This is a genomic window from Polaromonas sp. YR568, assembly GCF_900116715.1.
GTDB lineage: Bacteria > Pseudomonadota > Gammaproteobacteria > Burkholderiales > Burkholderiaceae_C > Polaromonas.
In genome coordinates, this window is sequence record NZ_FPBM01000001.1 from 728,654 (window position 1) to 753,019 (window position 24,366).

Below are 24,366 nucleotides of genomic sequence, written 5' to 3' on the forward strand. Positions count from 1 at the left end.
GTTATCTGGCAGCCGGAGCGCCCACGCGCTGCAGGCTTGCCGCGCCGGCGCGAGCCGCCGCGTCGGGCTGCCACACCACCTGGTCGTCCACGGCATAGAGCCAGCACCTGGACTTGGCCTTTGCACACAGCTGAAAGGTCGTGGCAATGGCCTCGGGCTCACCGGCGTTGAAATACCAGCCTCCCTTTTCCGTCACGGCAAAAGCCTTGGGCGACGGCAGGGTGCGAAAGTGGGCGTAGCGCGCCTTGCCCGCGTCGCTGAGCGGCACGGCGGCCAGGTCATCGGCCGCCGCAAAACCCGACGCCGGCGGCACCACATAGTGATGGCCCTTGAAGCGCTGGGCATGGGTCAGCAGCAAAGGCTGGCCGAGCTGCGCCGACAAGAACTCGAACATGCGCGCATGCGAAGCTTCACGTGCCGCCGGGTTGCCGCCCACCGTAGCCTTGCCGGTTTTGGTGTTGCCCAGGTTTTCCATCTGCCTGACGGGGCCGGGGCCGTCGAAGCCGTGGTAACTGCCGGGGTAGACCACCAGGTCCACGGGCGCATTGGCCTTGTTCTTTTGCAGGCGCTCCTGCAGCGTCACGCAATCGCGCGCCAGCGTCCAGTCGTCAAGCTCACCGATCATGATCAGCAAGGGCTGGTGGACTTCATAGTTCCACATCTTGTTGGTGGCGATACAACCGGGGTAAAAAGCCACGGCGGCGCGCGGCTGCACCTTCTGCGCTTGCACGTATTTGTCGGTCGCATCGATGACGCTGAGCACCGTCTGCGCGCCATGCGACCAGCCCATGACCACGATGCGCGAGGCATCTACCGAAGGCTGCTTCACCAGCCATTCGATGGCGGCGAACACGTCTTCGCGGCGCTCGCTTTCATTGATGGTGCGAAGCCGGTTGGGGATTTCGCAAATCGACTTCTGGCCGCGCGGCGTGAAACTGTCCAGCGGCAGGAAATGGATGCGCTCGGCGTTGAAGTAGCCCCCGTAGCGAAAGAGGCGCTCGGCAAAATTGCCCTTGGAATCGAGCCCACCGCCGCAGCCATGCAGGCCGATGATCGCGGGCCGGGGCCCGTTGCCCTCGGCCTCAAACCAGTAGCCCGGAATCTGCAGCTTGCCGTCCAGCGACGGAATGCTCACCGGACCGGACGCATGCGAGAGCTGGGCCAGCAGCAGGCCCGCAAGCAGCGCGAAAAAGCGGCAAGCCCGGCGCATGTTCGGCCGCCTTATTCCGCCCAGATCACCAGCCCGCTCCACGCCGTGGCCAGCACCACGATGCCGAAGGCGATGCGGTACCAGGCAAAGGGCACAAAGCTGTTGGTCGAGATATAGCGAAGCAGCCAGCGCACACACAGCCACGCGCTGAAGAAAGAAAACACCAGCCCGACGGCGAACATCGGCACATCGGCCATGGACAGCAGCGCGCGTTCTTTGTAGAGGCTGTAGGCGCCAGCGCCTATCAGCGTGGGCATGGCCAGGAAGAAAGAGAAATCCGTCGCGGCCTTGCGCGACAGGCCCAACAGCATGCCGCCGATGATGGTGGCGCCGCTGCGGCTGGTGCCGGGGATCATCGCCAGGCACTGCACCAGGCCGACCTTGATGGCGTCCATCGCAGTCATGTCGTCAACCTCCTGCACGCGCGCGACGGCGGGGTTGTTCTGCTGGCGCTTTTCAGCCCACAGGATGATGAAGCCGCCGATGATGAAGGTGCTGGCCACGACCACGGGCGTGAAAAGATTCGCCTTGATGGCTTTGCCAAAGAGCAGGCCCAGCACCACCGCCGGCACAAAAGCGATGAGCACATTGAGCACAAACTGTTGCGCCTGTTTCTCGGTCGGCAGGGCCACGACGGTGGCGCGGATCTTTTGCCAGTACACAAGAATGACCGCGAAGATGGCGCCGGTCTGGATTGCGATGTCGAAAACCTTGGCTTTTTCGTCGTCAAAACCGAGCAGCGCGCCGGCCAGAATCAGGTGGCCTGTCGAGGAGATGGGAAGAAATTCGGTCAGGCCTTCAACAACGCCCATGACGGCGGCTTTGATCAACAGTGCAATGTCCACGCTGGCTCCAGAAATGTAGCGGCGATTATCGCCGCTGCTGTCTTAAGCCAGCCTTAGCGCGCTGCCCCTCAGACCGCGCTCACGAGGGCAGGCGGATCGCCTGGCGCGCCAGCAGCTTCCAGTCGCCGCCCTGCTGCTGCCACACCTGCAGGATGTTGATCTTCACATTGCCCGACTTGCCGCCGTCGTTGGTGGTGGCCGTCAGCGTGTGGCGCACGGTGGCGACATTGCCGGTGACTTTCACCACCTGGCCGGTGATGTCTATGGTCACGAAATCAGAGGCGCCGCTCAGCAGGTCGGCGATGAAGCTGGCCTTGGTGTCCAGCTTGCCGGCCGAGTGCCCATAGGTCAGGTCGTCGGCCACCAGCGCTTCGAGTTTGGCCTTGTCCGGGTCCACCATCAGCACGCGCAGTTTTTCAGCTGCATCGGCCACGCTGCCTCCGCCCGCCTGCCCGGCAGGCATCACGGAGCAGGCGCACAAGGTACCGGCCGTGGCCAGCACAAAGAGAAGGTTTTTAAACATGTTGTTGTCTCCTTGAAAGATGAACTCGTTGGTGAATCCGTTGGTGTTTTCTACAAACTTATCAGCCAGGTTTATTCGCCCGGCTAAGGTCTGCCTAAGGCGGCAGTGATAAGTTGTCCGACATCTTACTGATCACTTACCCCGGTAAATCCAAGGGTAAATACCCAGTTTTACAGTCAATTACAGCCTCAATAATTCCGGCAGTTGTATGACAAGGTATGTGTTTTGAAGTACGCAATGGATTTCACGGACCTGGCGCCCTATGCGCCGGTCTTTCTCAATGGTGCGTGGCTGACCCTGAAAATGACGGCCCTGGCCATCGTGCTGGGCGTGGCGGTGGGCGTGCTGGTGGCCTTTGCCCGGCGCAGCCGCAACCGCGCCGTGGCGCGCGCCTGCAGCGCCTATGTCGAGGCCGTGCGCAACACGCCCTTTCTGGTGCAGATCTTTCTGCTTTACTTTGGCCTGGCCAGCTTCGGCGTGCGCATGCCCACCTTCGCCGCGGCCGTGCTGGCCATGGTCATCAACATCGGCGCCTACTCGGCAGAAATCATCCGCGCCGGGCTGGAGTCGATTCCCAAGGGCCAGATCGAGGCGGCTGAATGCCTGGGCCTTTCAAAGTGGCGCATCCGCTGGCACGTCATGCTCCAGCCCTCAATTGAAAAGGTCTACCCCGCCCTCACCAGCCAGTTCCTGCTGATGATGCAGGCCTCGGCCATGGCCTCACAGATATCTGCTGAAGAGCTCACGGCGATTGCCAACACGGTGCAGTCCACCACCTTCCGCTCGCTGGAGACTTACCTGGTGGTGGCCGCGCTCTACCTGGTGTTGTCGCTTTTCATCAAGCTGCTGGCCTGGGCCGGCGGTGAATACTTCTTCAGGCGCCGCCGCGTGATCCGCCAGGCGCTTAAAGCCGCAGGCAAAAAGCCGCCGCCGCGCGCACCCGGCGAGCTGGCAGAACCCAGGGGTATGGCGTGATCGGCGAATTTTCAGTCACCCACCTGCTCTACCTGCTGCAATGCACCGGCTGGACGTTGGTGCTGTCGGCCCTGGCCCTGGTGCTGGGCGGCGTGGGCGGCTTCGGGCTCATGCTGGCGCGCATCTCAAAGCACGCCTTGCCGCGCTGGCTGGCGCTGGCGTATATCGAGTTCTTCCAGGGCATTCCGCTGCTGATCGTGCTCTTCATCGTCTACTACGGCCTGTCGGTGTACGGCTTGGTGCTGCCGGCCATCGTCGCCGCCGGGCTGGGCCTGATGCTGTATGTCAGCGCCTACCTGGGCGACATCTGGCGCGGCTGCATCCAGGTCATGCCGCTGCCGCAGTGGGAGGCGTCCGAATGCCTGGGCCTGACCCGCTGGCAAACGCTTCGCCTGGTCATCATCCCGCAGGCCTTGCGCTTGTCGCTGCCGCCCACCGTGGGCTTTCTGGTGCAGCTGATCAAGATGACCTCGCTCGCCTCGGTGATCGGTTATGTCGAGCTCACGCGCGCCGGCCAGATCATCAACAACTCCATCTTCCAGCCCTTCCTGATCTTCAGTGTGGTGGGGGCCATTTATTTTGCGATCTGCTACCCGCTGTCGCGCTGGAGCGAATCCATGGAAAGAAAACTCAATGTCGCCAATCGTTAACCTGAACGAAGTCCACAAGAGCTTCGGCAGCAACCACGTCCTGCGGGGCGTGTCCTTCAGCGCCGCCAAGGGCGAGATGGTCGCCCTCATAGGCGCCAGCGGCTCGGGCAAAAGCACGGCCCTGCGCTGCATAGACCGGCTCGAAGCCATCGACTCCGGCACGATTGAAGTCTGCGGCCTGCGGGTCGACAGCCCCACGGTTGACCTGCACCAGCTGCGCCAGGAAGTCGGCATCGTCTTCCAGAGCTACAACCTCTTTCCCCACCTCACGGTCGAAGAAAACATCCAGCTCGCGCTGCGCCATGTCAAAAAGCTGGGCAAGGACGAATCACGCCAGATCGCGCTGACCGTGCTGGGCCAGGTGGGTCTGAAGGAAAAAGCCGGCGCCTACCCCGAACAGCTCTCTGGCGGCCAGCAGCAGCGTGTGGCGATTGCGCGCTCGCTCGCCATGTCGCCCAAGGTCATGCTGTTTGACGAGGTCACGTCGGCGCTCGACCCGCAACTCACCGGTGAGGTGCTGCGCGTGATGGAAGACCTGTCGTCGCAGGGCATGACGATGATTCTTGTCACCCATGAAATGGCCTTCGCCAGGCGCCTGGCCAACCGCATCATTTACATGCACCAGGGCAAGGTCTGGGAGACCGGCGACGGCAGCATGATCGATTCACCGCAGACACCGGAGCTGCAGGCTTTCCTCAACAACGGGTTGTAAGCGGCGGCGCAAGACTGCCCTCTTCCCGTTTTTTTCCGTTGTTTTTTTCCTTAGTTTTTCCACCACAACCACACCAACTGGAGACACCATGACACCGCACAAAATGATCCGCACCTGCCTGGCCGTTGCCGCGCTCGCCTTCACGGCGCAGCACGCGCTGGCCGACCAGCTCGACGACATCAAGAAGGCCGGCAAGATCCGCATCGCCGTGGCGATGGGCACGCCGCTCTTCAGCTACGCCGACGCCAACCTCAAGCCCACCGGCTCGGATGTCGACACGGCCGAGCTGCTGGCCAAAGACCTGGGCGTGCAATGGGAGATGGTCTCGGTGACCAACGCCGCACGCATCCCCGCCCTGCAGGCCAACAAGGCCGACATCGTGGTGGCCGATTTGTCCATCACGCCCGAGCGTCAGAAAGTCATCGACTTCTCCAAGCCCTATGCCGTCATCACGCTGATCGTCGGCGGGCCAAAGAATGTCCAGATCAAGGACTACGCCGACCTGAACGGCAAGAAGATCGCCGTGACGCGCGCCACCACCAACGACCAGCTCACCACCCAAAACGCCAAGGGCGCGGAGATTGTTCGTTATGAAGACGACGCCACGCTGATCACCTCCATGGTGACCGGCCAGGTCGATATCTTCTCCAGCACGCCGTCCAACCTGGGCGAGATCGTCAAGCGCGCCCCGGGCAAAAACATCGAGCGCAAGTTCGACCAGCAGAACTTCCTGCTCGGCATTGCGCTGAACAAGGACCAGGCCCGTCTGAAGGAATGGATAGACAACTGGGTCACCGCCAACCACAAGAACGGCAAGCTCACCGCCATCTACAAGAAGTACCACGGCAAGGACCTGCCTGCCGAAGTCACCAACCCCTGATTGGCTGACCGCCCGCCCGCCGGCCAGCGTCAGTGCTGCGCCGGCCCCTTCTCGTTTTAAGGTGAGAAGAGAACTTTGCCCCTGCCGCCGAAACCTTCGGCCCAGGGGCTTTTTGCTGGGCGCGGCGCGCGTCATCAGCGGCGGCATAAAAATCTTTTGGCAAAACCGCGCCGCCGCCGGACAATTCGTGACCTGCATCAAGCCGCCGCCAACATGCAACTCACGCCGGTCATCGCCATTCACCTGTCCGCCGCCATCAGTGCCATCGTCATCGGCCCTGTCGCGCTGTGGGCACGCAAGGGACGCATTCAGCGGCCCAAGCTGCACCGTGCTTTTGGTTATGCCTTCGTGACGATGATGCTGGTCACCGCCGTGACGGCGCTTTTTATCCGCGACTACAACTATCCCAATGTCGCCGGCTACACGCCGATTCATTTGCTGGTGCCTTTCACGCTGTTCAGTCTGTTCGGCGCGTTCTGGCATTTGAGCCGCGGCAATATCGCCGGCCACCGTGGGGCGATGCAGGGCCTGTACATCGGCGCGTGCCTGGTGGCGGGTGTGTTTACCTTGCTGCCCCAGCGTTACCTTGGCAAGCTGCTGTGGACGCAGCTGGGCTGGATCTAGAGCCCCACACAAGAGCCCCCACGGTCGCTCACTACGTGTAACTCCCTGCCCCCCAAGGGGGCCGCCCGCCCTACGGCCCGGCAAAGCCGGTTCCGGGGCTCATGCTGGCATGAAGAGTTCAGTGACCTAACTCGATGAGGACCGAGGGTCCACCCGCCAAGGTCCAGCCCTCCAAACCTGTTTCAAATCGTAAATACTGGCCCGGCGCTTGCTCAGTAGATAGCACGCGCCCGTTTTTGATTGGAGTGAACGGTTTTGGTGCACTTTTCCCGTAAAACGAACACAAATTGCAGCAAATACGAACCAAAGCGAACCATTAGTAAAACTAATCTCCTCGCACATCCATTCAGAAATAGGTGAAACCCACTACCGGTTCACAACGGCTAAACATACATTCAGTTACACCCAATCCTCAACCAGGTAACCAAGGCTCTCACCATGACCCACTTCACCTCCCGCCGCCATACCCTGGCCGCCATGACCGTCGCTGTTGTTGCAGGTGCCAGCCTGCTGTCCGGTTGCGACAACCCGCCTGACACCATCAAGATCGGTGTCGCCCAGCCCCTGTCGGGCAACCTCGCCGCACTCGGCCAGGATTTGCACAACGGCGTGAAGATGGCCGTGGACGAGCTCAACAAAGAGGGCTTCCAGATCAAGGGCAAGACGGTCAAGATTGAAATCGTGGCCATGGACGACCGGTCCGACCCGAAAACCGGTGTGGAAGTCGCGCAGCAGCTCGTCGACGCCGGCGTGGTCGCCGTGATCGGCAACCTCAATTCGGGCGTCAGCATCCCGGCCGCACCCGTCTACGCCGCCAAGAACATTGCCCAGCTGGCCATCTCGACCAACCCCAAGTTCACCGAGCTGGGCCTGGCCACCACCTTCCGCCTGGTGGCCAATGACAACCTGCAGGCGCGCGCGATCGGCTCCTTCGCCGCCAACCAGCTCAACGCCAACAAGTTCGCCGTGGTCGATGACGGCACCACCTACGGCAAAGGCCTGGCCACCGGCGCGGTCGCCGAGCTGAAAAAAGCCAACAAACAAGTCGTCGTTGTCTATTCGTCCGACGACAAGACCACCAAGTTCGACGAGCTGGCCGGCAAGATCAAGGACGGCGGCGTCGAAGTGGTCGTCTCCACACAAGGCGACTTCCAGATCCTGGCGCTGATTGAAGCGCTCAAGAAGATCGACTACAACCAGCAGATCAGCATCCTGGGCGGCGACACCATCAAGACGACCGACATGCTCAAGGGCAGCGACACGGTCAAGGGCCTCTACGCCACCTCGCCCATCCTGGACGCCAAAGAGTTCGTCAACGGCAAGGCCTTCCTGACCAAGTACCAGGAACTCTACAAACGTGAACCGGCCTACGGCGGCCACTACACCTACGACGCGATGTACATCCTGGCCGGCGCGATGAAGCGCGCCAACTCGGTCAAGCCTGAAAAAATCACCGAAACCCTGCGCACCTTTGACGGCTACGCGCCTATCACCGGCTCCATGAAGTGGGACTCGGTGGGCGAGCAGCGCTACGGCGTGGTGGGTGTTTACGCTGTGCGCAAGGGTGTTTGGGACCTGCAACTGCGCTCCGACCGCTGGTAGGCTAAGCTCCCGGTCGTCATGACCGAGCCAACCTCCTACCCGAACGCCCCCAACACACCAGCGGCCCGCCACCACGCCACGCCCGCAGAAGTCCTGGACTTCTGGCTGGGCGATGGGGTGCACAAAGAGTGGCCCACGCAAGACCTCAACAAGCGCTGGTTTAGCGGCGGCGCCGAACTCGACACCGAGATCAGCGAGCGCTTTGGCAGCGATGTCGAAGCGGCCGTTGCCGGCGGCCTGCAAGACTGGGAACAACCACCGCTCAATCGCCTGGCGCTGGTCATTCTGCTAGACCAGTTCACCCGCAACGTCTTTCGCGGCAAGGGTGAGGCCTTTGCCGGCGACGCGCGTGCGCAGCAACTGGTGCTGCAGGCGCTGGCGGATGGCGAAGACCTGACGCTGCCCTGGGCGGGGCGGCTCTTCCTCTACATGCCGCTGATGCATGCCGAAAGCCTGGCGCTGCAGGATGAATGCGTGGCGCGCTTTGTCCGCCTGCAGGCCGACGCGCCCGACTCGCTCAAGCAACGCCTGCAAAGCAATATCGACTTTGCCCACCTGCACCGGGACATCATTGCCCGGTTTGGACGGTTCCCGTATCGCAATGCCGCGCTGGGGCGACTTGATACGGCTGAAGAAGCCGACTTCCTGCTCAAAGGGCCGCGCTTCGGGCAGTAGAACGCTCCCCCTGTCCAGTCTCACTGCGTGTAGCCTGTTCTCCCCTCGAGGGGACGGCGCCTGGGGCCGGCGGAGCCGGACCCTCGGCCCCCGCTAGTGGGGTCCTCTCCGGTGGTTACGCCGTTTTTGAATCCATTCGCCCGGCTGCGGCGTATCAGCAGCAGGACGCCCCGCGCCACACCGCCAATAACAACGGCCGGACGCCCCAATACCGGCCAGCCCTGGCCGGCTCACAAAAAACCAGGAGTTAAAAAATGATGCTACGTACTGCTACCGCCTCAGCTTCAGTTCTGTTCGTATCCCTGCTCGCCGCCTGCGGCAGCATGTCGCCCATGCAACCCATGTATTCGCAGGCCAACCTGCCCGCCACCGTGCAGGTTCCGGCCGGCAACAAGGTCGCGATGGAAACCGTCGGCGTGGGTGAGATCACCTACCAGTGCAGCGCCAAGAAAGACATGGCCGGCCAGTTTGAATGGGTGTTTGTCGGCCCCGACGCCAAGCTCAACGACCGCAGCGGCAAGCAGGTCGGCAAGTACTACGGCCCGCCCGCCACCTGGGAAAGCATGGACGGCTCCAAGCTGACGGCCACCCAGATCGCCGTGGCGCCCAACGGCACCGGCAACATCCCCTCGCAGCTCGTCAAGGGCAACCCTGCCATGGGCAGCGGCGCGATGAGCGGCGTGACTTACATCCAGCGCGTGGACACCAAAGGCGGCGTCGCACCCGCCATGGCCTGCGCCGCCGGCAATCTGGGCGCCAAGCAGATCGTGAAATACCAGGCCGACTACATCTTCTACAAGGCGATGTAATTTCCCCCACCGCTACCCTCCCGCGTGCCGCGCGCACCGGGAAGCCCACCCGTTCTCCTCCAAGGATGCAGAGCATCTCCAAGGTGAGCAGCCGGCTCTGAAGTTAGGCGGGGCTGGCTTTCAGGCCCACAGGCTTGCCGCAAGGCGGGGTCTGTGGGCTTTTTTGCGTCTTTTTTGGCGGACCCCTGCCGGTTTTCTGTCGATCTTCTGCCGGGTTTTGGTGCATTCCAGCCGTTCCCCACCCCGTCACCCGCTTTTCCGGCAACCGGTCCGGATGACTTCCCTCATCGGGCCTGCGCGGCGTCCTACAGCGGGTTGAAGTGCGCCGGGATTTACTGCACAGGAGGCTGAAAAAGCAGCCCGGATCACCCGATCAGTGAGCCAGGAAGAAACGCAAACAACAAGCAGATAACAACCGAGGAGCCTTCATGAAAAGCACACACAACCGTATTTGGGCCTACACCAAAAGCGCCGCCGTCACACTGGCCATGGTCACCGGCACTGCCGCGCTGATCACCGCCTGCACCGGTGTCGCGCCCCTGCCGAAGGAATACACCCAGGACCAGCTGGACGCCGCCATCGTCGTGCCACCCGGCCACGTGGTGGCGCTGGAAACCACGGCCAGCGGCCTGCTGTATTACGAGTGCAAGGCCAACGCCACCACCGCCGGCACCATTGGCTGGGTGCTGGTACGGCCTGAAGCCGAACTGCTGGACCGCACTGGCAAAACCGTCGTGAAATATTCCGGCCCGCCCGCCACCTGGACGCATATCGACGGCTCCAGCGTTGTCGGCACCCAGGTCGCGCTGGCGCCCCGCGTAGGCGCCACCAACCTGCCGCAGCAGCTGTCGACCGGCGCTTCAGGTTCTGCGCCCGGCGCGCTGCAAAACGTGAGCTACATCCAGCGCATCAAGACCAAGGGCGGCCAGGACCTGAGCAAGGCCTGCACACAAGCCGATATCGGCGACAAGCTGACCACCTCTTACCAGGCTGACTATATTTTCTGGAAGCCGGCTTAAGCCAGCTTGCGGCGGCTTTTACAGGCACGCCGTCAAACGCCCACCCACAAAAAAGCCCGCACGAAGCGGGCTTTTTTGATGGGGGCGGAGCACCTTAACGGTGGCCGTGTGCATGGCCGCGGTGACCGCCGGGCCGCTGGTAATACACCGGTGCGTAGCCGTAGCGCGGGCCGTGGTAGTAGCCATGACGCGGGCCGTAATACACCGGTGGCGGTGCGTAGTACACGGGCGCGGGCCTCACATACACAGGGCGGGGGTAGTACACCGGCGCGGGCTGGTAGTACACAGGGGCGGGCTGCACATACACGGGTTGCTGGTACACCGGGTAGGCGTTGGTTACGCCCACCGCCACACCGGGAGCGGCCACGCCCACGGAAAAGGTCACGTTGTCGCGGGCCTGGGCAGCACCGGCAAAGCCAAAAGCGGCCAGTGCCAGCGCGGCTGCGGCGCCAAACGCGGCGACGGAGCGGTTTGCCTTGATTGCTGTCTTCATAGTGTTCTCCTTGGTAGGGCAGGAAATGCCCATGTGTTTATTAAACGCAGCACTCGGGTAACGGCATACCGTATGTACCGTGAAGAGCGTAGCCAAACGTAACCCCCTAAAATCCCCTGATGACCACCCCTGTTCCCTCCAAAGCTGCCCCCGCCGACAAAGAAACCCACAAGCCCAGCAACTTCCTGCGCCAGATCATCGAAAAAGACCTGGCAGAAGGCACTTATGCCAGCCGCCGCTGGGGCGGCAGCCCCGGGGACGCCGCCCACCACGCTGAAGGCCAGGCCGACCCGGCCAAGGTGCGCCTGCGCTTTCCGCCCGAACCCAACGGTTACTTACATGTGGGCCATGCCAAAAGCATTTGCCTGAACTTCGGCCTGGCGCGCGACTACGAAGGCGTGTGCCACCTGCGCTTTGACGACACCAACCCCGAAAAAGAAGACACCGAATACGTCGACTCCATCAAGGACGCCGTGCAATGGCTGGGCTTTGACTGGCACAACAAGGGCGCCGCCGGCCCGGAGAACAACCTCTACCAGGCTAGCGACTACTTCGACTTCATGTACCGCGCGGCTGAGTATTTGATTGAAAGCGGCAACGCCTACGTCGACGAGCAAAGCGCCGAAGAAATGCGTCAGAACCGCGGCGACTTCGGCCACCCCGGCACCGACAGCCCCTTCCGCGGCCGCACGCCCGCCGAAAACCTGGCGCGCTTTCGCGAAATGCGTGACGGCAAGCTGGCCGACGGCGCCGCCGTGCTGCGCGCCAAGATCGACATGGCCTCGCCCAACATCAATATGCGCGACCCGGCCATCTACCGCATACGCCGCGCCCACCACCACAACACCGGCGACAAATGGTGCATCTACCCGATGTACACCTTTGCCCATCCGGTGGAAGACGCGCTGGAACAAATCACCCACAGCATCTGCACGCTGGAGTTTGAAGACCAGCGCCCCTTCTACGACTGGCTGCTGGACCGCCTGGCCGAAGGCAAGCTGATTGCCACGCCGCACCCGCGCCAGTACGAATTTGCGCGCCTGAACCTCACCTACGTGCTCACCAGCAAACGCAAGCTCGCGCAGCTGGTGAATGAAAAGCGCGTCAGCGGCTGGGACGACCCACGCATGCCCACCATCGTCGGCCTGCGCCGCCGCGGCTACACACCCGAGGCGATTCAACTCTTTGCCGAACGCATCGGCGTGACCAAAAGCGACAGCTGGATCGACTACAGCACTCTCGAAGGCTCGCTGCGCGACACGCTGGACCCGATCGCCCCGCGCGCCATGGCCGTGCTGGACCCCGTCAAGCTGGTGCTCACCAACTGGGACGAAGTGATGGGCGCGGGCAAACTAGACGATTGCGGCGCACCCGTGCACCCGCACCATGAAGAAATGGGCAAACGCCAGTTCAAGATCGGCAAGGAAGTCTGGATTGAACGCACCGACTACGAAGAAGTGCCACCCAAAGGCTTCTTCCGCCTCTTCCCGCCCCACATCAACGCCAGCAAGCAAGCCATTGCCGGCAGCAAGGTGCGCCTCAAATACGGCCACGTCATCGAATGCACAGGCGCGGTGAAAGACGCCAACGGCAAAGTCACCGAAGTGCACGCCACCCTGATCCCCGACACCAAGAGCGGCACCCCCGGCTCCGACGCCATCAAGGTCAAGGGCGTGATCACCTGGGTAGGCGTGAACGACGCGCTGCAAGCCGAAGTGCGCCTTTATGACCGCCTGTTCAGCGTTGAGCACCCCGGCACCGGCGACAAGGACTTCCTCGATGAGCTGAATGCCGACAGCCTGAAGACGGTGACGGCATACGTCGAGCCGTCATTGACGAATGTGCCCGCCGGTACGCGCTTTCAGTTTGAGCGGCATGGGTACTTTGTGACGGACCTGATGGATCATTCTCCGGGTAAAGCCGTATTCAATCGGGTCACGGGGATGAAAGACAGTTGGGCCAAGTGAAGCCGGGTCATTCTTAAGAGCCCGAGGCAATAAAGCGCTACGGCATGCCAAGTAAAAACGATATCAAGGGAGGCAGAAGCATGAAAACCATCATCAAGACGCTGTTCATTGCGCTGGCAGTGGCCGGACTGAGTGCGTGTGCAACCATCAAGGATCCGACAGTATTCTCAGAAAAGAAAGAGGCTTTTTCTCCTGAGCGTGTGAAGAAGGTACTAGTCGTCATCGATATCGGCCTGGAGGCCGATAAATTGCCCAGCGGCTTTGCGGCCTCAAAAACAGAGAATGCAAAAAGGATGTATGACCCCCTGGGTCAGGCCATGACCGCCGAGGTCAAAAAAACGGGGGCCGACGCTGACTATCAGTTGCACATGACACAAGCGACGCTTGCCATCCCCGCAGGCTATTCGCACGTCTGGATTCAGAAGCTAGACAGATTTGTCCACACGACGGGTAGCGCCGGCTCCTACGTCTCGAACCGCATCTGGAAAGCCACCATCATCCAATGGCGGCCAGAAGCACCTACAGCGGAAAAATTCAAGGTGGTCTTCAGATCAGAATATGAAGCAGATGGGCCGCGGTGTTTCATGCCCAATACATTCCCCAACAAGGACGAATGCCAAAAGAATTACCTTGGCACTGTAGTGAGTCAGTGGCAAAAGACGGGCTTGAAGCCATAGGAAACAAGGTAGCAGTCAAGCCCAGCAACAGGCCCCAGACATGCATCAGATCCTTCACCCCAAGGGTTTCAACAAAATACTGGTGATGTGGGCCATGTGGGGTGTGGCGGGCGCATTACTCGCACCGACCGCCAGTCATGCGCAGTTTGGCCGCGCCGAATTCAGCGACGCCGGCGACTTTTCAGAATCAACCATCATGCGCGGCGTCAGGGCCACGCAGGCGCAATGCGAAGCAGCCGCCAACACCGTCTGGGCCGCCACCGCCAGCTCCGGCACCGAATGCATCAAATACTGGAAGGCCGGCTTTAGCGACCAGCCCGTCAAACGCGCCATCGTGTTCTTTCACGGCGACATCTTTGTAGGCGTGGGCAAGACCAGCCGGACCTACCTGGACTTAGACAATGCCCGGCTGCAAAAGAATGCCGAAGACTGGGCCCGATGGCTGGGCATGCCCTATATCTTCATCGGCCGCCCCGGCACGCACGGTTCATCAGGCGACCACATGCAGCGCAGGCGCATTGACGAGTCCGTCATCATCTCCGCCGCACTCGACGAAATCAAAAAACGCCACGGCATTGAAGAATGGGTCATCACCGGCCAAAGCGGCGGCGGCCACGTCACCTCATCATTGATCACCGAACGCGCAGACATCGTCTGCGCCATCCCCACTTCAGCGCCCTCCTCACCCCGCATCCGCTGGGAAATGATGGGCCGCAGCAAAGACACCACCAACTACGCCGACTCCTACGAGCCCTGGAAGTTTGTCGCCAAAGAAAAGGTCAACCCCAAGCTGCGCGTCTTTGTGCTGGGCAATCCCAATGACAAAAACGTTTTCTGGCCCTCCCAAACCGTGATGGCCGATGCACTGCAGAAAGCGCAGATTCCGGTTCAGGTGCTGCAAGGCGAAGGCGTTGGGCCGGACGCACATAGCCTGCAGAACTCGGCGCGCATTCTGGCGGGGTGGTGTGCGAAGGATGTGGGGACGGAGGAGATGGTGGCTCGGGCGGGGAAGGGGCTTAAGGGATGATCGATAAAAATGTCATTGCTGGACTCACGCCCTCAGCCCGCAGGGCATATGCCGCATTTATGGCGGCAGGAGGATGCGTAATCCTGTCCATTGCCTACATCTTCGCAAGCATCCTTTTTGAGGAGTACCAACTGGACAAGAGGTACGAACGTGAAGGTATCCATGTTGGAGGTGTGATCAGCAGTTTTCGGTACGTTGAGGTAACAGGGAAAGGCGCGGATCGATTTACCGGGTATTACCCCGACGTTTCATTCACGACACCTGACGGACCAGTGACGCTGAAGGCCAGTGCAGGTACGCCTTTTTCGGAGCATCAGCGGGAAGAGTTGGTCGGCAGTCAAGTTGGAGTGGTCTATTTGCCGGATCAGCCGCAAAGGGCTCGGGTAATCCAGTGGACCGAGCACTTTTCCACAAGCTCGTGGGTCGTGTTCTTGTTGTGTACCGCCGTTTCCTTGTTTTCGTTTTACTGTGCCAGCGTGATCTGGCCGCGTGCAGCCGCATCGCCTGTCAGCGATTGAATTTGTCTGCAAATCCCTATGCCGAAAACCAGCTTCAGCCCCGCAGCAGATCGCAACAAGCAGCCCATCCTCGATGTCCTGCGCGATGTCTTACCTGAACATGGCAATGCGCTAGAGATCGCCTCAGGCACAGGCCAGCACGTCGCCTGGTTTGCCGCAGCCCTTCCGCAATGGGCATGGCAGCCCACTGACGCGATGCCCGTTGCGATGGAGTCGATCTCTGAGCACGTAGCCGAGCGGGGCCTTGGCAATGTGCGCCCTCCCCTGGTACTCGATGTTATGGCGCCCGTGTGGCTGCCGGGTGATTCGAAGTTCGACCTGATCTACTGCGCCAACATGCTGCATATCTCGCCGTGGGCGACTTGCGCTGCGCTGATGCAGGGCGCCGCGCGCCATCTGGCGCCGGGCGGCGTGCTGGTGACTTATGGGCCTTACCTGGAAGACGGCGTACCTACGTCGGAAGGCAACCTCAGCTTTGACCAAAGCCTGCGCACGCAAGATCCGGCCTGGGGTATCCGGCGTAAGGAAGATGTGGCGCAAGAGGCGGCGCGGGCCGGCTTGCGGCTGCAGGCGCGGCATGCGATGCCGGCTAACAACTTGCTGCTGGTGTGGGGCAAGGCTTAGCGGCCGAGCGGACTACCGCAGAATCTTCTCCATCGCCTTTCCTTTGGCAAGCTCGTCAACCAGCTTGTCCAGGTAGCGGATTTTTTGCATCAGCGAGTCTTCGACTTCTTCTACGCGAATACCGCAGACAACGCCTTTGATCAGTGCGGCATTCGGGTGAATGCCGGGAGCTTTGGCAAAGAAAGTTTCGAAATCGTTTTGCTTTTCGATTTGCTGGCTCAGGCCCTTTTCGTCATACCCCGTTAGCCAGCAGATGACTTGGTCGACTTCTTCTTTGCTGCGGCCTTTTCGTTCGGCTTTTTGCACGTACATCGGGTACACCTTGGCAAATGCCGTCGTAAAAATCTTGTGCTTTTCCATCGTCACTCCTCGTCATCCGCTTTCAGCGCGCTAAACTGCCTCTGACTCCAGCGAAGCTTTCAGGCGGCCCAGGGCCTGGTCCCATTGCTGGGCGATCAAATCCAGTGAGCGGCGGGCTTCGTCTAGTTGCTGCGGGTCAAACTGCCACAGGCGCTCTCGTCCTACCTTCACGTGGTGCACCAGCCCCGCGTCGGCCAGCACATGCAGGTGTTTGGTTACGGCCTGACGGGTGATGTCGGTGGTGGCGGTGAGCTGGGCGATGGACACGGCGCCGCCCACGCACAGCACGGCCACCAGGCGCAGGCGCGTCTCGTCGCCCAGGGCGGCGAAGACGCCTGCGGGGCCGGGCTGGGGGTTTGTGGCTTCAGTGTTTTTGCTGCGAGGTGACATATGTCTGGATATTTTCCATCTGCCCTTCCCAGCCGCCGGTGTTCATCCGTATGGCTTCTGCGCGGCGGGCCACGGGAATCTTGTCAAAGCCTGATTCCACCACAGTGAGCAGCGTGCCTTTGCCAGTGTCTTTGAGGGTGAACTCGACCAGCGTGGTCGGCTCTTTGGAATAGTCGATGGCGGGGTCTACCGCATAGGGGTGCCAGCGGTATGAGAACAGTTTCTCGGGCTCCAGGCGCTCGACCAGCGCCTCAAACACCACATGTTCAAAACCCGGGATGGTGATTTGACCCTGCACCGAGTGGCCGGCGACAAAATTTTTGCCCTTGAGCGCCACGCCAAACCAGCCGCCGAACTCTTCGGCATTGGTCAGCGCGCGCCAGACCCGTGAGACGGGGGCGTTGATCAAGGTGCTGCGTTCAATGCGGTCTGTGGATGAAGTTGAAACCTTTGATGAAGTCATATGCAATCTCCTGGTTGCATGAATTATGCACAGCCCTGCCTCATCATGCAACAAAATGGTTGCATGAATTTGCATCTATTTGAAACTCAAAAAAATCAACGAGCGATAAGCGGCATTCCCCTGCCGGGCGTAGGCCCACTCCCCACGCGGGGGTAAAAGCCGCACGCCAAATACCCTGAAACACCCCCTCAAAGTGGAGTTCGCCTACACGGCTTGGCCTGCGCAGCGTGTTCAATAGGGTGTATGGGTTTACAGCCCACTTCGTCCAACCCAGCAGGAGACAGCCATGCCCCAGTTCGCCAAGATTACCGGTGACGTGACTTACACACCGGGTGACGGTGCCCCGATTGAAATCCCCCGCGGCGTGCGGGTGGAAGTGGCGCTGGAGCCCGATAGCGCCACGCTGAGCTGGGACGCCGGCGACGGCGTGGCCGCGGTGACGGCCATTCCGCGCATCCAGTTTGACGACTATGTGAATGACGGAAAGATCACGCTGACGCCGCAATAATGGGCGCCATGCGTTCTGATCATTTGTTTCTTTCTTCTTCCGCTTCTCCCCTCACCCGCCGCTCGACGCTGCTGGCCGCCTTAGCTGCACTGGCGCTGCCCGCCTCGCGCGTTGCGGCGGCTACCTCATCACCGGGTGTTTGGCCCAAGGCCTTGCAGGTTCCCGGCGGCGTGGCCCGGCTGTCATTGGGCCCGGCGGCTGTGCGGCCTGTGGCTTATGCAGGCGATGTGCCCTTGCTGGTGTTGGGCGATGCGGCTGAGTGGACGGCCATTGTCGGCATTCCGCTGTCTGCCGAGCCTGGTGAAGCCAGCATTGCCGTAGAAACACCCGGCGGCCGGCGCACCCTGCCCTACACCATCAGCCCCAAGCGCTACAGCGAGCAGCGCCTGAAGGTGGAGCCGCGCACCGTCGACCTTTCCCCCGAAGACCAGGCACGCTATGAACGTGAACGCACGCACCAGGCGCTGGTGATGGCGACGCTGACGGAGCCGCCCCACACCCAGGTGCTGCGCATGCGCGCACCCACGCCGGGCCGGCGCTCCAGCTCGTTTGGTCTGCGACGCGTGTTCAACGGCCAGCCGCGCAACCCGCACAGCGGCATGGACATCGCGGCGGCCACCGGCACGGCGGTGGTGTCGCCGCTGCCGGCACGGGTGATCGACACGGGTGACTATTTCTTTAACGGCAACACGGTGTGGCTGGACCACGGCGGCGGCCTGCTGAGTTTGATGTGCCACCTGAGCGCGACTGACGTGAAGCCCGGCGATATGCTGAAAACCGGCGAACGCCTGGGCGAGGTGGGCGCCACAGGCCGCGTGACGGGGCCGCACCTGCACTGGGGCGTGATGCTGAACCGCACCATGGTGGACCCGGCGCTGTTTCTGGATGCCTGAATTTGATACCCCTCTCTAACCCGTTAGGTCGCACTCACTAGCCAAAAACGGGATGATGAATCATTGTTCAAACCAACATTGAAGGAATCACCATGAGCGCCAAGAACCTCTCCACCGTTGCCAGCGACCTGATCGAGTCTTACGGCAAGACCGCCAAAAACGTGATTGATGCCTACCGCGCCGGTGGCGAGCGCGTTGTCAGCCTGCTGGAGCAGCGCTGGAACCAGGCCCTGAAGCAGTCGCGCACCGAGCTGACCGCCGAAACCGCCAAGAACGCGTCGGCCGCACAGGCCGCCTTCAGCGCTTACTACACCAAGGGCCTGATCTACACGACCAACGGCGCACAGCAAGTGGTGAGCCAGCTGGTGAAAGTGGCAGAAGCCGGCGTGGAACGCGCCGCCGCCAACGCCAGCCTCTTTGAAGAAAAAACCGGCGTGACCACGCTGAACACGATCGCCCAGGCCACCGCGCCCGGCGCCCTGGCCCTGAGCAAGCTGGCCGCCCAGATCGAACAAAAAACGGCCGAGCTGGCCAGCAAGATCGCCGGCGACGACAAGGCAGCCGCCAAGCGCAGCACCGCCTTCAGCCAGCGCCGCAAGGCAGCCTGATCGATTCGATCAAGCCCCGCGCTAAAAACAAAACCCCGGCCGGCGCCTTGCGCTGACCGGGGTTTTTTCATGAAGGCCGTGAGGCCTTCAACGGGTGCAGCCTGATTTATCCGCGCGGATTGATCAGGCGCTCAACCTCATCCCGCAGCGCAGTCAGCTCAGCACGCAACTGCCGGCGCTCCTGCGGCGTCACCACGCCGTCAGCGCGGTAGGCAGCCTCGCGGCGCTCAATCGCCTGCTCACGGGCTTGCAAACGCCCGGCTTCCTGCAGGCTCAGGCGGTGCGAGCGCACGCCTTCGTCAATGCGCTGGCTGATGGCGAACTGCTGGCTGTCAATCGCGCCCAGCCCGCCGCCTGGCTGCGCTACCGGCACCGTGCGGTTGTTGGCAATGGCACGCTCGACCTCGGCGCTCAGGTTGGCCATGTCGTTGCGCAATTGCTGGCGCTCCTGCGGCGTCACGCGGCCATCTGACTTGTAGGCGGCTTCGCGGTTCTGGATCTCGGTATCGCGGCGGTACAGCGCGCGGGCTTCAGACGGCGTGATGCGGCCCGACTGCAAACCCTGCTGGATGCGGTCGCTGACGGCCTGCTGCGCGTTGTCGATGCCCGGCGTTTGCACCCGGGGCGGCGCATACACCGTGTAGGGGCCGGGCTGCGCCATCGCGGGTGCGGCGGCAAAGCCTGCGGCCAGGGCGGCGGCCATCATCGATGCGGTCAAGAGTTTCGTTTTCATGGGGGCTCCTTTGCTCAATGTGAAAGGCGGCAACCCTGCTGACAATGCTTTGGGGCTGCTTTCCGAAACACCGGCCGGGATGGCCTGCGCTTCAGTGATTTCATCGTGAGCCGCCAAAGTAAAGGCTGCGTAATGCGGGCGTATCGGCGGAGCAATAACCGTGTAACACAGGCGCGGTTTTACGCCTGGTTTACCGCACGGTATCCCGGGGTATCAGGATGTGTTCGCTGTACCCGGCATCCAGCACCTGCTCACTTCGCGCTGAGCGGCAAATCGTCCACCGTCGCCAGATAGCGGCTGACCAGGTCAAAAAAGCTATCGTAAAACTCGTCGGACGAAATCGTGACGCTGCCCACCTTGATCATCGACTCATTGCTGGAGGTGAAGGGCAAAGACACCGAGCCGATCGCGCCCACGCCCAGGCTGGCGGAGTTGTTGCTCTTTTTCAGCTGGTAGCTGTCTTGCAGCGCGGTGACAAAGCCCAGGCTGATCTTGCCGTCGGCGCTTTCGGGCGCGCACACCACACGAATCACCATTTGCAGGTGCGACTCGGCTTCAGGTTGAAAACTCTTCTGACCTTCCACCAGGTCGGCGCGGGCCGTGTTGATGATGTAGCCCTGGCTGAGTAGCGCGCGGCGCGAGGCTTCGCAGGTCTGCTCGGCCGAAGCGTCAAACAGGCGTGAATAGGTGGCGGTGGAACCGAACTTTTCCTGCAGCGGAAATGTTTTGACGCCGCTGCCGCAAGCGGCCAGCAAACTGGCCACGCCCAGGGCGGCCAAGAGGCCCACGCGGCGGGCGATTCGGCGGTGTGTCGATGGCAAGCTCAAAATCCGGTACTCCTTTGCATGGCTGAAATTAGAACGCAGTCCAGCCTTCTGGAGTAGTTTCGGCCAAAACAGCGCGGTCATTGCCGTTTCATCAGGTTTGATTTTGTAAGCGAGCGCTAGTGGGCGGCTCACCTCAAGAGCGATTCGCTTGAAAACTCCACGCCCAGCCCCAAAATAGCGAGCTATGTCCGACCCACTCCACATCGTCTGCCCCCACTGCCACACCACCAACCGCGTACGCGCTGACCAGCTCGGCAGCGACCCGACCTGCGGCAGCTGCAAGAAGGCGCTCTTCGTCGCCCATTCCACCGCACTCAATGAAGCCGCATTCGACAAACACATAGGCCGCAACCAGATCCCTGTACTGGTCGACTTCTGGGCGCCCTGGTGCGGCCCCTGCCGGCAAATGGCCCCGGCGTATGAGCAAGCCGCCGCGCAGCTGGAGCCGCATGTGCGCGTGGCCAAGGTAGACACCGAAGCCGTGCCCAACCTGGGCGCGCGTTTCAACATCCGCAGCATTCCTACTTTGGCCTTGTTCAAGAACGGCCGCGAAGTGGCGCGCCAGGCGGGCGCGATGGGTGCGGCGGATATCGTGCGGTGGGTGCAAGCTAACCTGCGCTGATATCTTTCTGCGTAATGGCTCGCAATCGCAGAGTCGCCTATTTATTGGTAAAGGTCGCTGTATCGTTTTTTTTGGCTTTCGCCGGTTCTTTCCGCGACACGCACGCCAGATGCCTAACGGAACGGGTTGTCAGACCAATCCTATGTCGCGTAAATATCGGAGCGTTTAAGAACTTTCCTCAAAAATCCCAACACTCCTTGCAATGGATCCGGTCCGAGACAAAAACCGTGTTGAATTTGTACATCTGTTCTCTTTGCCAGCAAAGCGCCATCTCCAATCTTTCGAATCTCGACATTTATCCGCGTCGAGGCCCATCGATAGTCGGGCAAAGATCCTAAGACATCGGACCGGTCATACGTCACGTCAACCACAAGTGCGTCCGTCCCCATCTCAACTTCAGGTGTACCCGCAAGGAATGAGAGTTCTGGTGTAAAGCGCGATCTGTCCAAAACCAGGTGTTTCTGAACTTCCAGCAACGACAACTCACCGTGAATCCGGACAAAAACCTTCTCCCGGCCGCTTGCATATGAATGAATCGTCTCGCCCCCCTGTTTGAGGCACTCCGCTTGCATGTTTGCAAGGACAGTTTTGTAAGCCGCCTCCCTTTGCTCTTTTTCATATTGAGCTTTATTCGAGAAATAGCCGACTCCAGCCATAAAAAGAACCAGGAAGATGGCCATCACTTTGACACCAAATATCTTGTAGATGATGAACAACGCCAAGACTACGAGAATCTGGCCTATTACGAGAATCCATCTGACAAGATCGCCAAGATAGGCGTCGCCATAACTGCCTTGGCCTTGGGCTATTGCAAGCGGCGAAAAAGCCATAAGGAAGAGGCCAACAAGACACGTCAGACTCGCGGCAATGAAGGCCCTACGGCATTCAAATGTGCTCCCGGAAAAATTCTTGCCCACACAAACTCCCTGCTGAATTTCTTTGCCGGACTTTAACTCGACGTTTGGTTGTCCTTTTTCAGGTAAGCAATGACTGTGATTCAACAACGATGTACTTCCAGAGCGCTTCGCCTCTGGTTAGACTGCACGCATGCTGATCATCCCCTCCCTGAGCCGCAAGCAGACTTTCCTGCTCGCGGCGGCCATCATTGGTGGCCTGGCCCTGGTGCTCTCGATGTTCTCGCGCTCCATCCTTCCGGCGCCGCCGGGACAGGTCGAGATGACGACGGGGGCTGTCGATGGTGCGGCGCACCAGTTTGCGCTGAAGTACCAGCACTACCTCAAGGCCAACGGCGTGAAGCTGGACCTGAAGCCTTCGACCGGCGCAGTGCAAAACCTGGAGCGGCTGAACGCGGGCCTGCCGGTGGGTTTTGTGCAGGGCGGGCTGGGCCTGCTGCAGCTGGATTCGCAGGAGCCCGAGTCGAGCACACCGCTGCGCTCGTTGGGCGTAGTCGGTTATGAACCCATCTGGATGTTTGCCTCGCCAGCCCTGGCCAAAACGCTGAGCAAGGGCCTGGGCCCACTGGCCGGCAAGAAGCTTGCGATTGGCGCGGAGGGCAGCGGCACGCGCAAGGTGGCGCTGGAGTTGCTGCAGGCCTATGGCATAACGCCAGCCAATGCCACGCTGGCCGCCGACGGCGGGGTGGCGGCCGCTAACACCCTGCTGGCGGGCAAGCTAGACGCGCTCTTTATCATCGGCGCGCCGCAGACACCTGCGGTGCAAATGCTGCTGGGCAAACAGGATGCAGCGCATCTGGTCTCCATCGAGCATGCCGAGGGCCTGACGCGGCGCTTGCCTTACCTGTCACTGGTCACACTCAAGGCTGGCTCGGTAGACCCGGCGCAAGACCGCCCGCGCCAGGACATCACGCTGCTGGCCACTACGGCCAACCTGGTGATCCACAAAGACCTGCACCCTGCCCTGGCTTACCTGCTGCTGGAGGCCGCACGCGAGGTGCACCGCGGCGCCACGCTGCTGAACCGGCCGGGCGAATTCCCGAATGGCAACGCGACGGAGTTTCCGCTGGCCGACGAGGCGGCGCGCTATTACAAAGACGGCCGACCCTTCTTGCAGCGCTACCTGCCTTACTGGGCGGCCAATGCACTGCAACGCCTGCTGCTGGTGCTGGTGCCGCTGATTGCGATTGCGATCCCGGTGTTCCGCATCGTGCCCAAGCTGTTCGAGTTCAAGGAAAAGAACCGGCTCTATCGCCGCTATGGCGTGCTGCTGCAGATGGAGCGCGACATCACCTCGCGCAAGCTCAGCCCCGCCGAAGTGGCCGAGGCTGCGGCCAGACTGGACAAGATCGAGTACGAGGTGAGCCACATGAAGTTCTCACTGGATTTTTCCGACCGGGTGTACACGCTGCGCCAGCATGTGGACTATGTAAGGAAGCAGTTGCATGCCGAGGGGGAACCCCCTGCGGCGGCACCGCCGGCTTGAATCCCCATCGCGTTAAAGTCAAACGCCATCCACACACCGACACACCCACCAGCCCGCCATGCACACACCTGACAACACCTTTCGCCGCCACCTCTTGCTGGGTGGCCTCGCCTCTGTAGCGTTGGTAGCTGCGGGCTGCTCAAAGTCAGCCAAACCCAAAGGCAAGACGCTGCCCAAAGAGGCCACGCTGCTGTGCCTGGGCGATTCGCTGACATTTGGTTATGGCGCTTCGGCGGGTGCGGGCTACCCGCAGCAGTTGCAGCAGCTCACAGGCTATGTGACGCAAAACGCCGGGATCAACGGCGACACCTCGGAAGGGGCGCTGGCGCGGCTGCCAGCGCTGTTGCAGAACAACACGCCAGGCTTGGTGCTGGTGTCGATTGGCGGCAATGACTTCTTGCGAAGCTTGCCGCTGGACGGCACACGCGCCGCACTCAAAAACATTGTGCAAACCGCCGCTGCCGGCGCACAGGTGGTGCTGATCGCGCAGCCCAAACCCGTCTTTCTGGCCGCGGCCACCGGCTCATTGAACGACCACGAGGTGTATGCCGATGTGGCGAAGGAAACCGGCACGCCGCTGTTTGCCGGCGGCTGGTCGTATGTGCTGTCGCGGGCCGAGCTGCGGTCGGACCAGATTCATGCCAATGATGCGGGGTACAAGGTGTTTGCTGAACGGCTGGCGGAATGGTTACGGGATAACAAGTTTTTGGGCTGAGTGGGGGGTGGGCCGGG

The 24,366-nt window shown here is 61.3% G+C and carries 30 protein-coding genes; 20 read left to right on the forward strand and 10 right to left on the reverse strand.

The window, feature by feature from the left end:
- Position 1: 1 nt before the first annotated feature.
- The 3 genes from BM408_RS03445 to BM408_RS03455 form a co-directional block, all read right to left on the reverse strand.
- Positions 2–1,210: a dienelactone hydrolase family protein gene (locus BM408_RS03445; protein WP_092126853.1), complete on the reverse strand. Its 1,209-nt coding sequence runs from the start codon at positions 1,208–1,210 to the stop codon at positions 2–4.
- A gap of 11 nt (positions 1,211–1,221) precedes the next feature.
- Positions 1,222–2,055 (reverse strand): undecaprenyl-diphosphate phosphatase, encoded by an 834-nt coding sequence (locus BM408_RS03450; RefSeq protein ID WP_092126855.1) that lies wholly within the window; start codon positions 2,053–2,055, stop codon positions 1,222–1,224.
- Between the two features lie 79 nt (positions 2,056–2,134).
- Positions 2,135–2,578 (reverse strand): nuclear transport factor 2 family protein, encoded by a 444-nt coding sequence (locus BM408_RS03455; RefSeq protein WP_092126857.1) that lies wholly within the window; start codon positions 2,576–2,578, stop codon positions 2,135–2,137.
- A gap of 237 nt (positions 2,579–2,815) precedes the next feature.
- On the opposite strand from BM408_RS03455, the gene BM408_RS03460 reads away from it, so the two are divergent.
- The 9 genes from BM408_RS03460 (at position 2,816) to BM408_RS03500 (ending at position 10,524) form a co-directional block, all read left to right on the forward strand.
- Complete coding sequence (locus BM408_RS03460) at positions 2,816–3,553, forward strand: amino acid ABC transporter permease (protein ID WP_092126859.1); 738 nt, start codon at positions 2,816–2,818, stop codon at positions 3,551–3,553.
- Positions 3,550–4,203 (forward strand): amino acid ABC transporter permease, encoded by a 654-nt coding sequence (locus BM408_RS03465; protein ID WP_092126861.1) that lies wholly within the window; start codon positions 3,550–3,552, stop codon positions 4,201–4,203. Before BM408_RS03460 ends, BM408_RS03465 begins: the two co-directional genes overlap by 4 nt.
- On the forward strand, positions 4,187–4,915 hold the full coding sequence (locus tag BM408_RS03470) for an amino acid ABC transporter ATP-binding protein (RefSeq protein WP_092126863.1): 729 nt from the start codon (positions 4,187–4,189) through the stop codon (positions 4,913–4,915). The genes BM408_RS03465 and BM408_RS03470 overlap by 17 nt, the downstream gene beginning before the upstream one ends.
- 103 nt (positions 4,916–5,018) lie before the next feature.
- The gene (locus BM408_RS03475; RefSeq protein ID WP_254774705.1) at positions 5,019–5,795 is read left to right on the forward strand and encodes a transporter substrate-binding domain-containing protein; all 777 of its coding nucleotides are present in this window, start codon (positions 5,019–5,021) and stop codon (positions 5,793–5,795) included.
- A gap of 213 nt (positions 5,796–6,008) precedes the next feature.
- Positions 6,009–6,419 carry a DUF2306 domain-containing protein gene (locus tag BM408_RS03480; protein ID WP_092127353.1) on the forward strand — a complete coding sequence of 137 codons (411 nt, stop codon included), beginning with the start codon at positions 6,009–6,011 and terminating at the stop codon, positions 6,417–6,419.
- A gap of 438 nt (positions 6,420–6,857) precedes the next feature.
- Positions 6,858–8,021: a branched-chain amino acid ABC transporter substrate-binding protein gene (locus tag BM408_RS03485; protein WP_092126868.1), complete on the forward strand. Its 1,164-nt coding sequence runs from the start codon at positions 6,858–6,860 to the stop codon at positions 8,019–8,021.
- Between the two features lie 18 nt (positions 8,022–8,039).
- The gene (locus BM408_RS03490; RefSeq protein WP_092126870.1) at positions 8,040–8,696 is read left to right on the forward strand and encodes a DUF924 family protein; all 657 of its coding nucleotides are present in this window, start codon (positions 8,040–8,042) and stop codon (positions 8,694–8,696) included.
- 254 nt (positions 8,697–8,950) lie between these two features.
- The gene (locus BM408_RS03495; protein ID WP_092126872.1) at positions 8,951–9,505 is read left to right on the forward strand and encodes a DUF3455 domain-containing protein; all 555 of its coding nucleotides are present in this window, start codon (positions 8,951–8,953) and stop codon (positions 9,503–9,505) included.
- Positions 9,506–9,933: 428 nt separating this feature from the next.
- Positions 9,934–10,524: a DUF3455 domain-containing protein gene (locus BM408_RS03500; RefSeq protein ID WP_092126874.1), complete on the forward strand. Its 591-nt coding sequence runs from the start codon at positions 9,934–9,936 to the stop codon at positions 10,522–10,524.
- Between the two features lie 94 nt (positions 10,525–10,618).
- On the opposite strand, the gene BM408_RS03505 is transcribed toward BM408_RS03500, so the two are convergent.
- Positions 10,619–11,017 (reverse strand): hypothetical protein, encoded by a 399-nt coding sequence (locus BM408_RS03505; protein WP_092126876.1) that lies wholly within the window; start codon positions 11,015–11,017, stop codon positions 10,619–10,621.
- Between the two features lie 119 nt (positions 11,018–11,136).
- Between BM408_RS03505 and BM408_RS03510 the strand changes: the two genes are divergently transcribed.
- The 5 genes from BM408_RS03510 to BM408_RS03530 all read left to right on the forward strand — a co-directional run bounded on the left by BM408_RS03510 (position 11,137) and on the right by BM408_RS03530 (position 15,830).
- A complete protein-coding gene (locus BM408_RS03510) occupies positions 11,137–12,984 on the forward strand; it encodes a glutamine--tRNA ligase/YqeY domain fusion protein (protein ID WP_092126878.1) in 1,848 nt (615 codons plus the stop codon).
- Between the two features lie 80 nt (positions 12,985–13,064).
- Positions 13,065–13,661 carry a hypothetical protein gene (locus BM408_RS03515; protein WP_139237293.1) on the forward strand — a complete coding sequence of 199 codons (597 nt, stop codon included), beginning with the start codon at positions 13,065–13,067 and terminating at the stop codon, positions 13,659–13,661.
- A gap of 40 nt (positions 13,662–13,701) precedes the next feature.
- Positions 13,702–14,688: an alpha/beta hydrolase family protein gene (locus BM408_RS03520; protein WP_092126882.1), complete on the forward strand. Its 987-nt coding sequence runs from the start codon at positions 13,702–13,704 to the stop codon at positions 14,686–14,688.
- Positions 14,685–15,206 (forward strand): DUF3592 domain-containing protein, encoded by a 522-nt coding sequence (locus tag BM408_RS03525; RefSeq protein ID WP_092126884.1) that lies wholly within the window; start codon positions 14,685–14,687, stop codon positions 15,204–15,206. The genes BM408_RS03520 and BM408_RS03525 overlap by 4 nt, the downstream gene beginning before the upstream one ends.
- A gap of 18 nt (positions 15,207–15,224) precedes the next feature.
- Complete coding sequence (locus BM408_RS03530; RefSeq protein WP_092126886.1) at positions 15,225–15,830, forward strand: DUF938 domain-containing protein; 606 nt, start codon at positions 15,225–15,227, stop codon at positions 15,828–15,830.
- Positions 15,831–15,842: 12 nt separating this feature from the next.
- Here BM408_RS03530 and BM408_RS03535 read toward each other — a convergent pair whose 3' ends face one another.
- The 3 genes from BM408_RS03535 to BM408_RS03545 are packed head-to-tail and all read right to left on the reverse strand — an operon-like array spanning position 15,843 to position 17,043.
- On the reverse strand, positions 15,843–16,190 hold the full coding sequence (locus tag BM408_RS03535; protein ID WP_092126888.1) for a DUF2200 domain-containing protein: 348 nt from the start codon (positions 16,188–16,190) through the stop codon (positions 15,843–15,845).
- 30 nt (positions 16,191–16,220) lie between these two features.
- On the reverse strand, positions 16,221–16,580 hold the full coding sequence (locus BM408_RS03540) for an ArsR/SmtB family transcription factor (protein ID WP_092126890.1): 360 nt from the start codon (positions 16,578–16,580) through the stop codon (positions 16,221–16,223).
- Entirely contained in the window at positions 16,555–17,043 is a 489-nt protein-coding gene (locus BM408_RS03545) for an SRPBCC family protein (protein WP_092126892.1), read from the reverse strand. The genes BM408_RS03540 and BM408_RS03545 overlap by 26 nt, the downstream gene beginning before the upstream one ends.
- A gap of 286 nt (positions 17,044–17,329) precedes the next feature.
- Between BM408_RS03545 and BM408_RS03550 the strand changes: the two genes are divergently transcribed.
- From BM408_RS03550 to BM408_RS03560, 3 genes are all read left to right on the forward strand, one after another.
- Complete coding sequence (locus BM408_RS03550) at positions 17,330–17,551, forward strand: hypothetical protein (protein WP_092126894.1); 222 nt, start codon at positions 17,330–17,332, stop codon at positions 17,549–17,551.
- 8 nt (positions 17,552–17,559) lie between these two features.
- Positions 17,560–18,444 (forward strand): peptidoglycan DD-metalloendopeptidase family protein, encoded by an 885-nt coding sequence (locus BM408_RS03555; RefSeq protein WP_092127355.1) that lies wholly within the window; start codon positions 17,560–17,562, stop codon positions 18,442–18,444.
- A gap of 92 nt (positions 18,445–18,536) precedes the next feature.
- Positions 18,537–19,052 carry a hypothetical protein gene (locus tag BM408_RS03560; RefSeq protein WP_092126896.1) on the forward strand — a complete coding sequence of 172 codons (516 nt, stop codon included), beginning with the start codon at positions 18,537–18,539 and terminating at the stop codon, positions 19,050–19,052.
- 106 nt (positions 19,053–19,158) lie between these two features.
- Here the strand turns inward: BM408_RS03560 and BM408_RS03565 are convergent, their stop codons facing one another.
- Together BM408_RS03565 and BM408_RS03570 are read right to left on the reverse strand one after the other, a co-directional pair.
- On the reverse strand, positions 19,159–19,785 hold the full coding sequence (locus BM408_RS03565) for a hypothetical protein (protein WP_092126898.1): 627 nt from the start codon (positions 19,783–19,785) through the stop codon (positions 19,159–19,161).
- Between the two features lie 251 nt (positions 19,786–20,036).
- Positions 20,037–20,555, reverse strand: coding sequence for a DUF2242 domain-containing protein (locus BM408_RS03570; protein WP_175541687.1), 519 nt, complete (start codon positions 20,553–20,555; stop codon positions 20,037–20,039).
- 241 nt (positions 20,556–20,796) lie between these two features.
- On the opposite strand from BM408_RS03570, the gene trxC reads away from it, so the two are divergent.
- Positions 20,797–21,234 (forward strand): thioredoxin TrxC, encoded by a 438-nt coding sequence (gene trxC / locus BM408_RS03575; protein ID WP_092126902.1) that lies wholly within the window; start codon positions 20,797–20,799, stop codon positions 21,232–21,234.
- 140 nt (positions 21,235–21,374) lie between these two features.
- On the opposite strand, the gene BM408_RS03580 is transcribed toward trxC, so the two are convergent.
- Entirely contained in the window at positions 21,375–22,238 is an 864-nt protein-coding gene (locus BM408_RS03580) for a hypothetical protein (RefSeq protein ID WP_139237294.1), read from the reverse strand.
- A 43-nt stretch (positions 22,239–22,281) separates the two neighbouring features.
- Between BM408_RS03580 and BM408_RS03585 the strand changes: the two genes are divergently transcribed.
- Both BM408_RS03585 and BM408_RS03590 read left to right on the forward strand, forming a co-directional pair.
- Positions 22,282–23,634, forward strand: coding sequence for a TAXI family TRAP transporter solute-binding subunit (locus BM408_RS03585; RefSeq protein ID WP_092126906.1), 1,353 nt, complete (start codon positions 22,282–22,284; stop codon positions 23,632–23,634).
- A gap of 58 nt (positions 23,635–23,692) precedes the next feature.
- Complete coding sequence (locus BM408_RS03590; RefSeq protein WP_092126908.1) at positions 23,693–24,349, forward strand: GDSL-type esterase/lipase family protein; 657 nt, start codon at positions 23,693–23,695, stop codon at positions 24,347–24,349.
- Positions 24,350–24,366: the final 17 nt, after the last annotated feature.

What these genes read in the sequence shown, in the direction of transcription:
- BM408_RS03475 (WP_254774705.1), top strand. Translation starts at nt 5,019, where the DNA reads ATGATCCGCACCTGCCTGGCCGTTGCCGCGCTCGCCTTCACGGCGCAG.
- BM408_RS03545 (WP_092126892.1), bottom strand. Translation starts at nt 17,043, where the DNA reads ATGACTTCATCAAAGGTTTCAACTTCATCCACAGACCGCATTGAACGC.
- BM408_RS03560 (WP_092126896.1), top strand. Translation starts at nt 18,537, where the DNA reads ATGAGCGCCAAGAACCTCTCCACCGTTGCCAGCGACCTGATCGAGTCT.
- BM408_RS03445 (WP_092126853.1), bottom strand. Translation starts at nt 1,210, where the DNA reads ATGCGCCGGGCTTGCCGCTTTTTCGCGCTGCTTGCGGGCCTGCTGCTG.
- BM408_RS03535 (WP_092126888.1), bottom strand. Translation starts at nt 16,190, where the DNA reads ATGGAAAAGCACAAGATTTTTACGACGGCATTTGCCAAGGTGTACCCG.
- BM408_RS03590 (WP_092126908.1), top strand. Translation starts at nt 23,693, where the DNA reads ATGCACACACCTGACAACACCTTTCGCCGCCACCTCTTGCTGGGTGGC.
- BM408_RS03520 (WP_092126882.1), top strand. Translation starts at nt 13,702, where the DNA reads ATGCATCAGATCCTTCACCCCAAGGGTTTCAACAAAATACTGGTGATG.
- BM408_RS03460 (WP_092126859.1), top strand. Translation starts at nt 2,816, where the DNA reads ATGGATTTCACGGACCTGGCGCCCTATGCGCCGGTCTTTCTCAATGGT.
- BM408_RS03455 (WP_092126857.1), bottom strand. Translation starts at nt 2,578, where the DNA reads ATGTTTAAAAACCTTCTCTTTGTGCTGGCCACGGCCGGTACCTTGTGC.
- BM408_RS03490 (WP_092126870.1), top strand. Translation starts at nt 8,040, where the DNA reads ATGACCGAGCCAACCTCCTACCCGAACGCCCCCAACACACCAGCGGCC.
- BM408_RS03585 (WP_092126906.1), top strand. Translation starts at nt 22,282, where the DNA reads ATGCTGATCATCCCCTCCCTGAGCCGCAAGCAGACTTTCCTGCTCGCG.
- trxC (WP_092126902.1), top strand. Translation starts at nt 20,797, where the DNA reads ATGTCCGACCCACTCCACATCGTCTGCCCCCACTGCCACACCACCAAC.
- BM408_RS03565 (WP_092126898.1), bottom strand. Translation starts at nt 19,785, where the DNA reads ATGAAAACGAAACTCTTGACCGCATCGATGATGGCCGCCGCCCTGGCC.
- BM408_RS03485 (WP_092126868.1), top strand. Translation starts at nt 6,858, where the DNA reads ATGACCCACTTCACCTCCCGCCGCCATACCCTGGCCGCCATGACCGTC.
- BM408_RS03525 (WP_092126884.1), top strand. Translation starts at nt 14,685, where the DNA reads ATGATCGATAAAAATGTCATTGCTGGACTCACGCCCTCAGCCCGCAGG.
- BM408_RS03515 (WP_139237293.1), top strand. Translation starts at nt 13,065, where the DNA reads ATGAAAACCATCATCAAGACGCTGTTCATTGCGCTGGCAGTGGCCGGA.
- BM408_RS03550 (WP_092126894.1), top strand. Translation starts at nt 17,330, where the DNA reads ATGCCCCAGTTCGCCAAGATTACCGGTGACGTGACTTACACACCGGGT.
- BM408_RS03500 (WP_092126874.1), top strand. Translation starts at nt 9,934, where the DNA reads ATGAAAAGCACACACAACCGTATTTGGGCCTACACCAAAAGCGCCGCC.
- BM408_RS03505 (WP_092126876.1), bottom strand. Translation starts at nt 11,017, where the DNA reads ATGAAGACAGCAATCAAGGCAAACCGCTCCGTCGCCGCGTTTGGCGCC.
- BM408_RS03555 (WP_092127355.1), top strand. Translation starts at nt 17,560, where the DNA reads ATGCGTTCTGATCATTTGTTTCTTTCTTCTTCCGCTTCTCCCCTCACC.
- BM408_RS03530 (WP_092126886.1), top strand. Translation starts at nt 15,225, where the DNA reads ATGCCGAAAACCAGCTTCAGCCCCGCAGCAGATCGCAACAAGCAGCCC.
- BM408_RS03470 (WP_092126863.1), top strand. Translation starts at nt 4,187, where the DNA reads ATGTCGCCAATCGTTAACCTGAACGAAGTCCACAAGAGCTTCGGCAGC.
- BM408_RS03510 (WP_092126878.1), top strand. Translation starts at nt 11,137, where the DNA reads ATGACCACCCCTGTTCCCTCCAAAGCTGCCCCCGCCGACAAAGAAACC.
- BM408_RS03540 (WP_092126890.1), bottom strand. Translation starts at nt 16,580, where the DNA reads ATGTCACCTCGCAGCAAAAACACTGAAGCCACAAACCCCCAGCCCGGC.
- BM408_RS03480 (WP_092127353.1), top strand. Translation starts at nt 6,009, where the DNA reads ATGCAACTCACGCCGGTCATCGCCATTCACCTGTCCGCCGCCATCAGT.
- BM408_RS03495 (WP_092126872.1), top strand. Translation starts at nt 8,951, where the DNA reads ATGATGCTACGTACTGCTACCGCCTCAGCTTCAGTTCTGTTCGTATCC.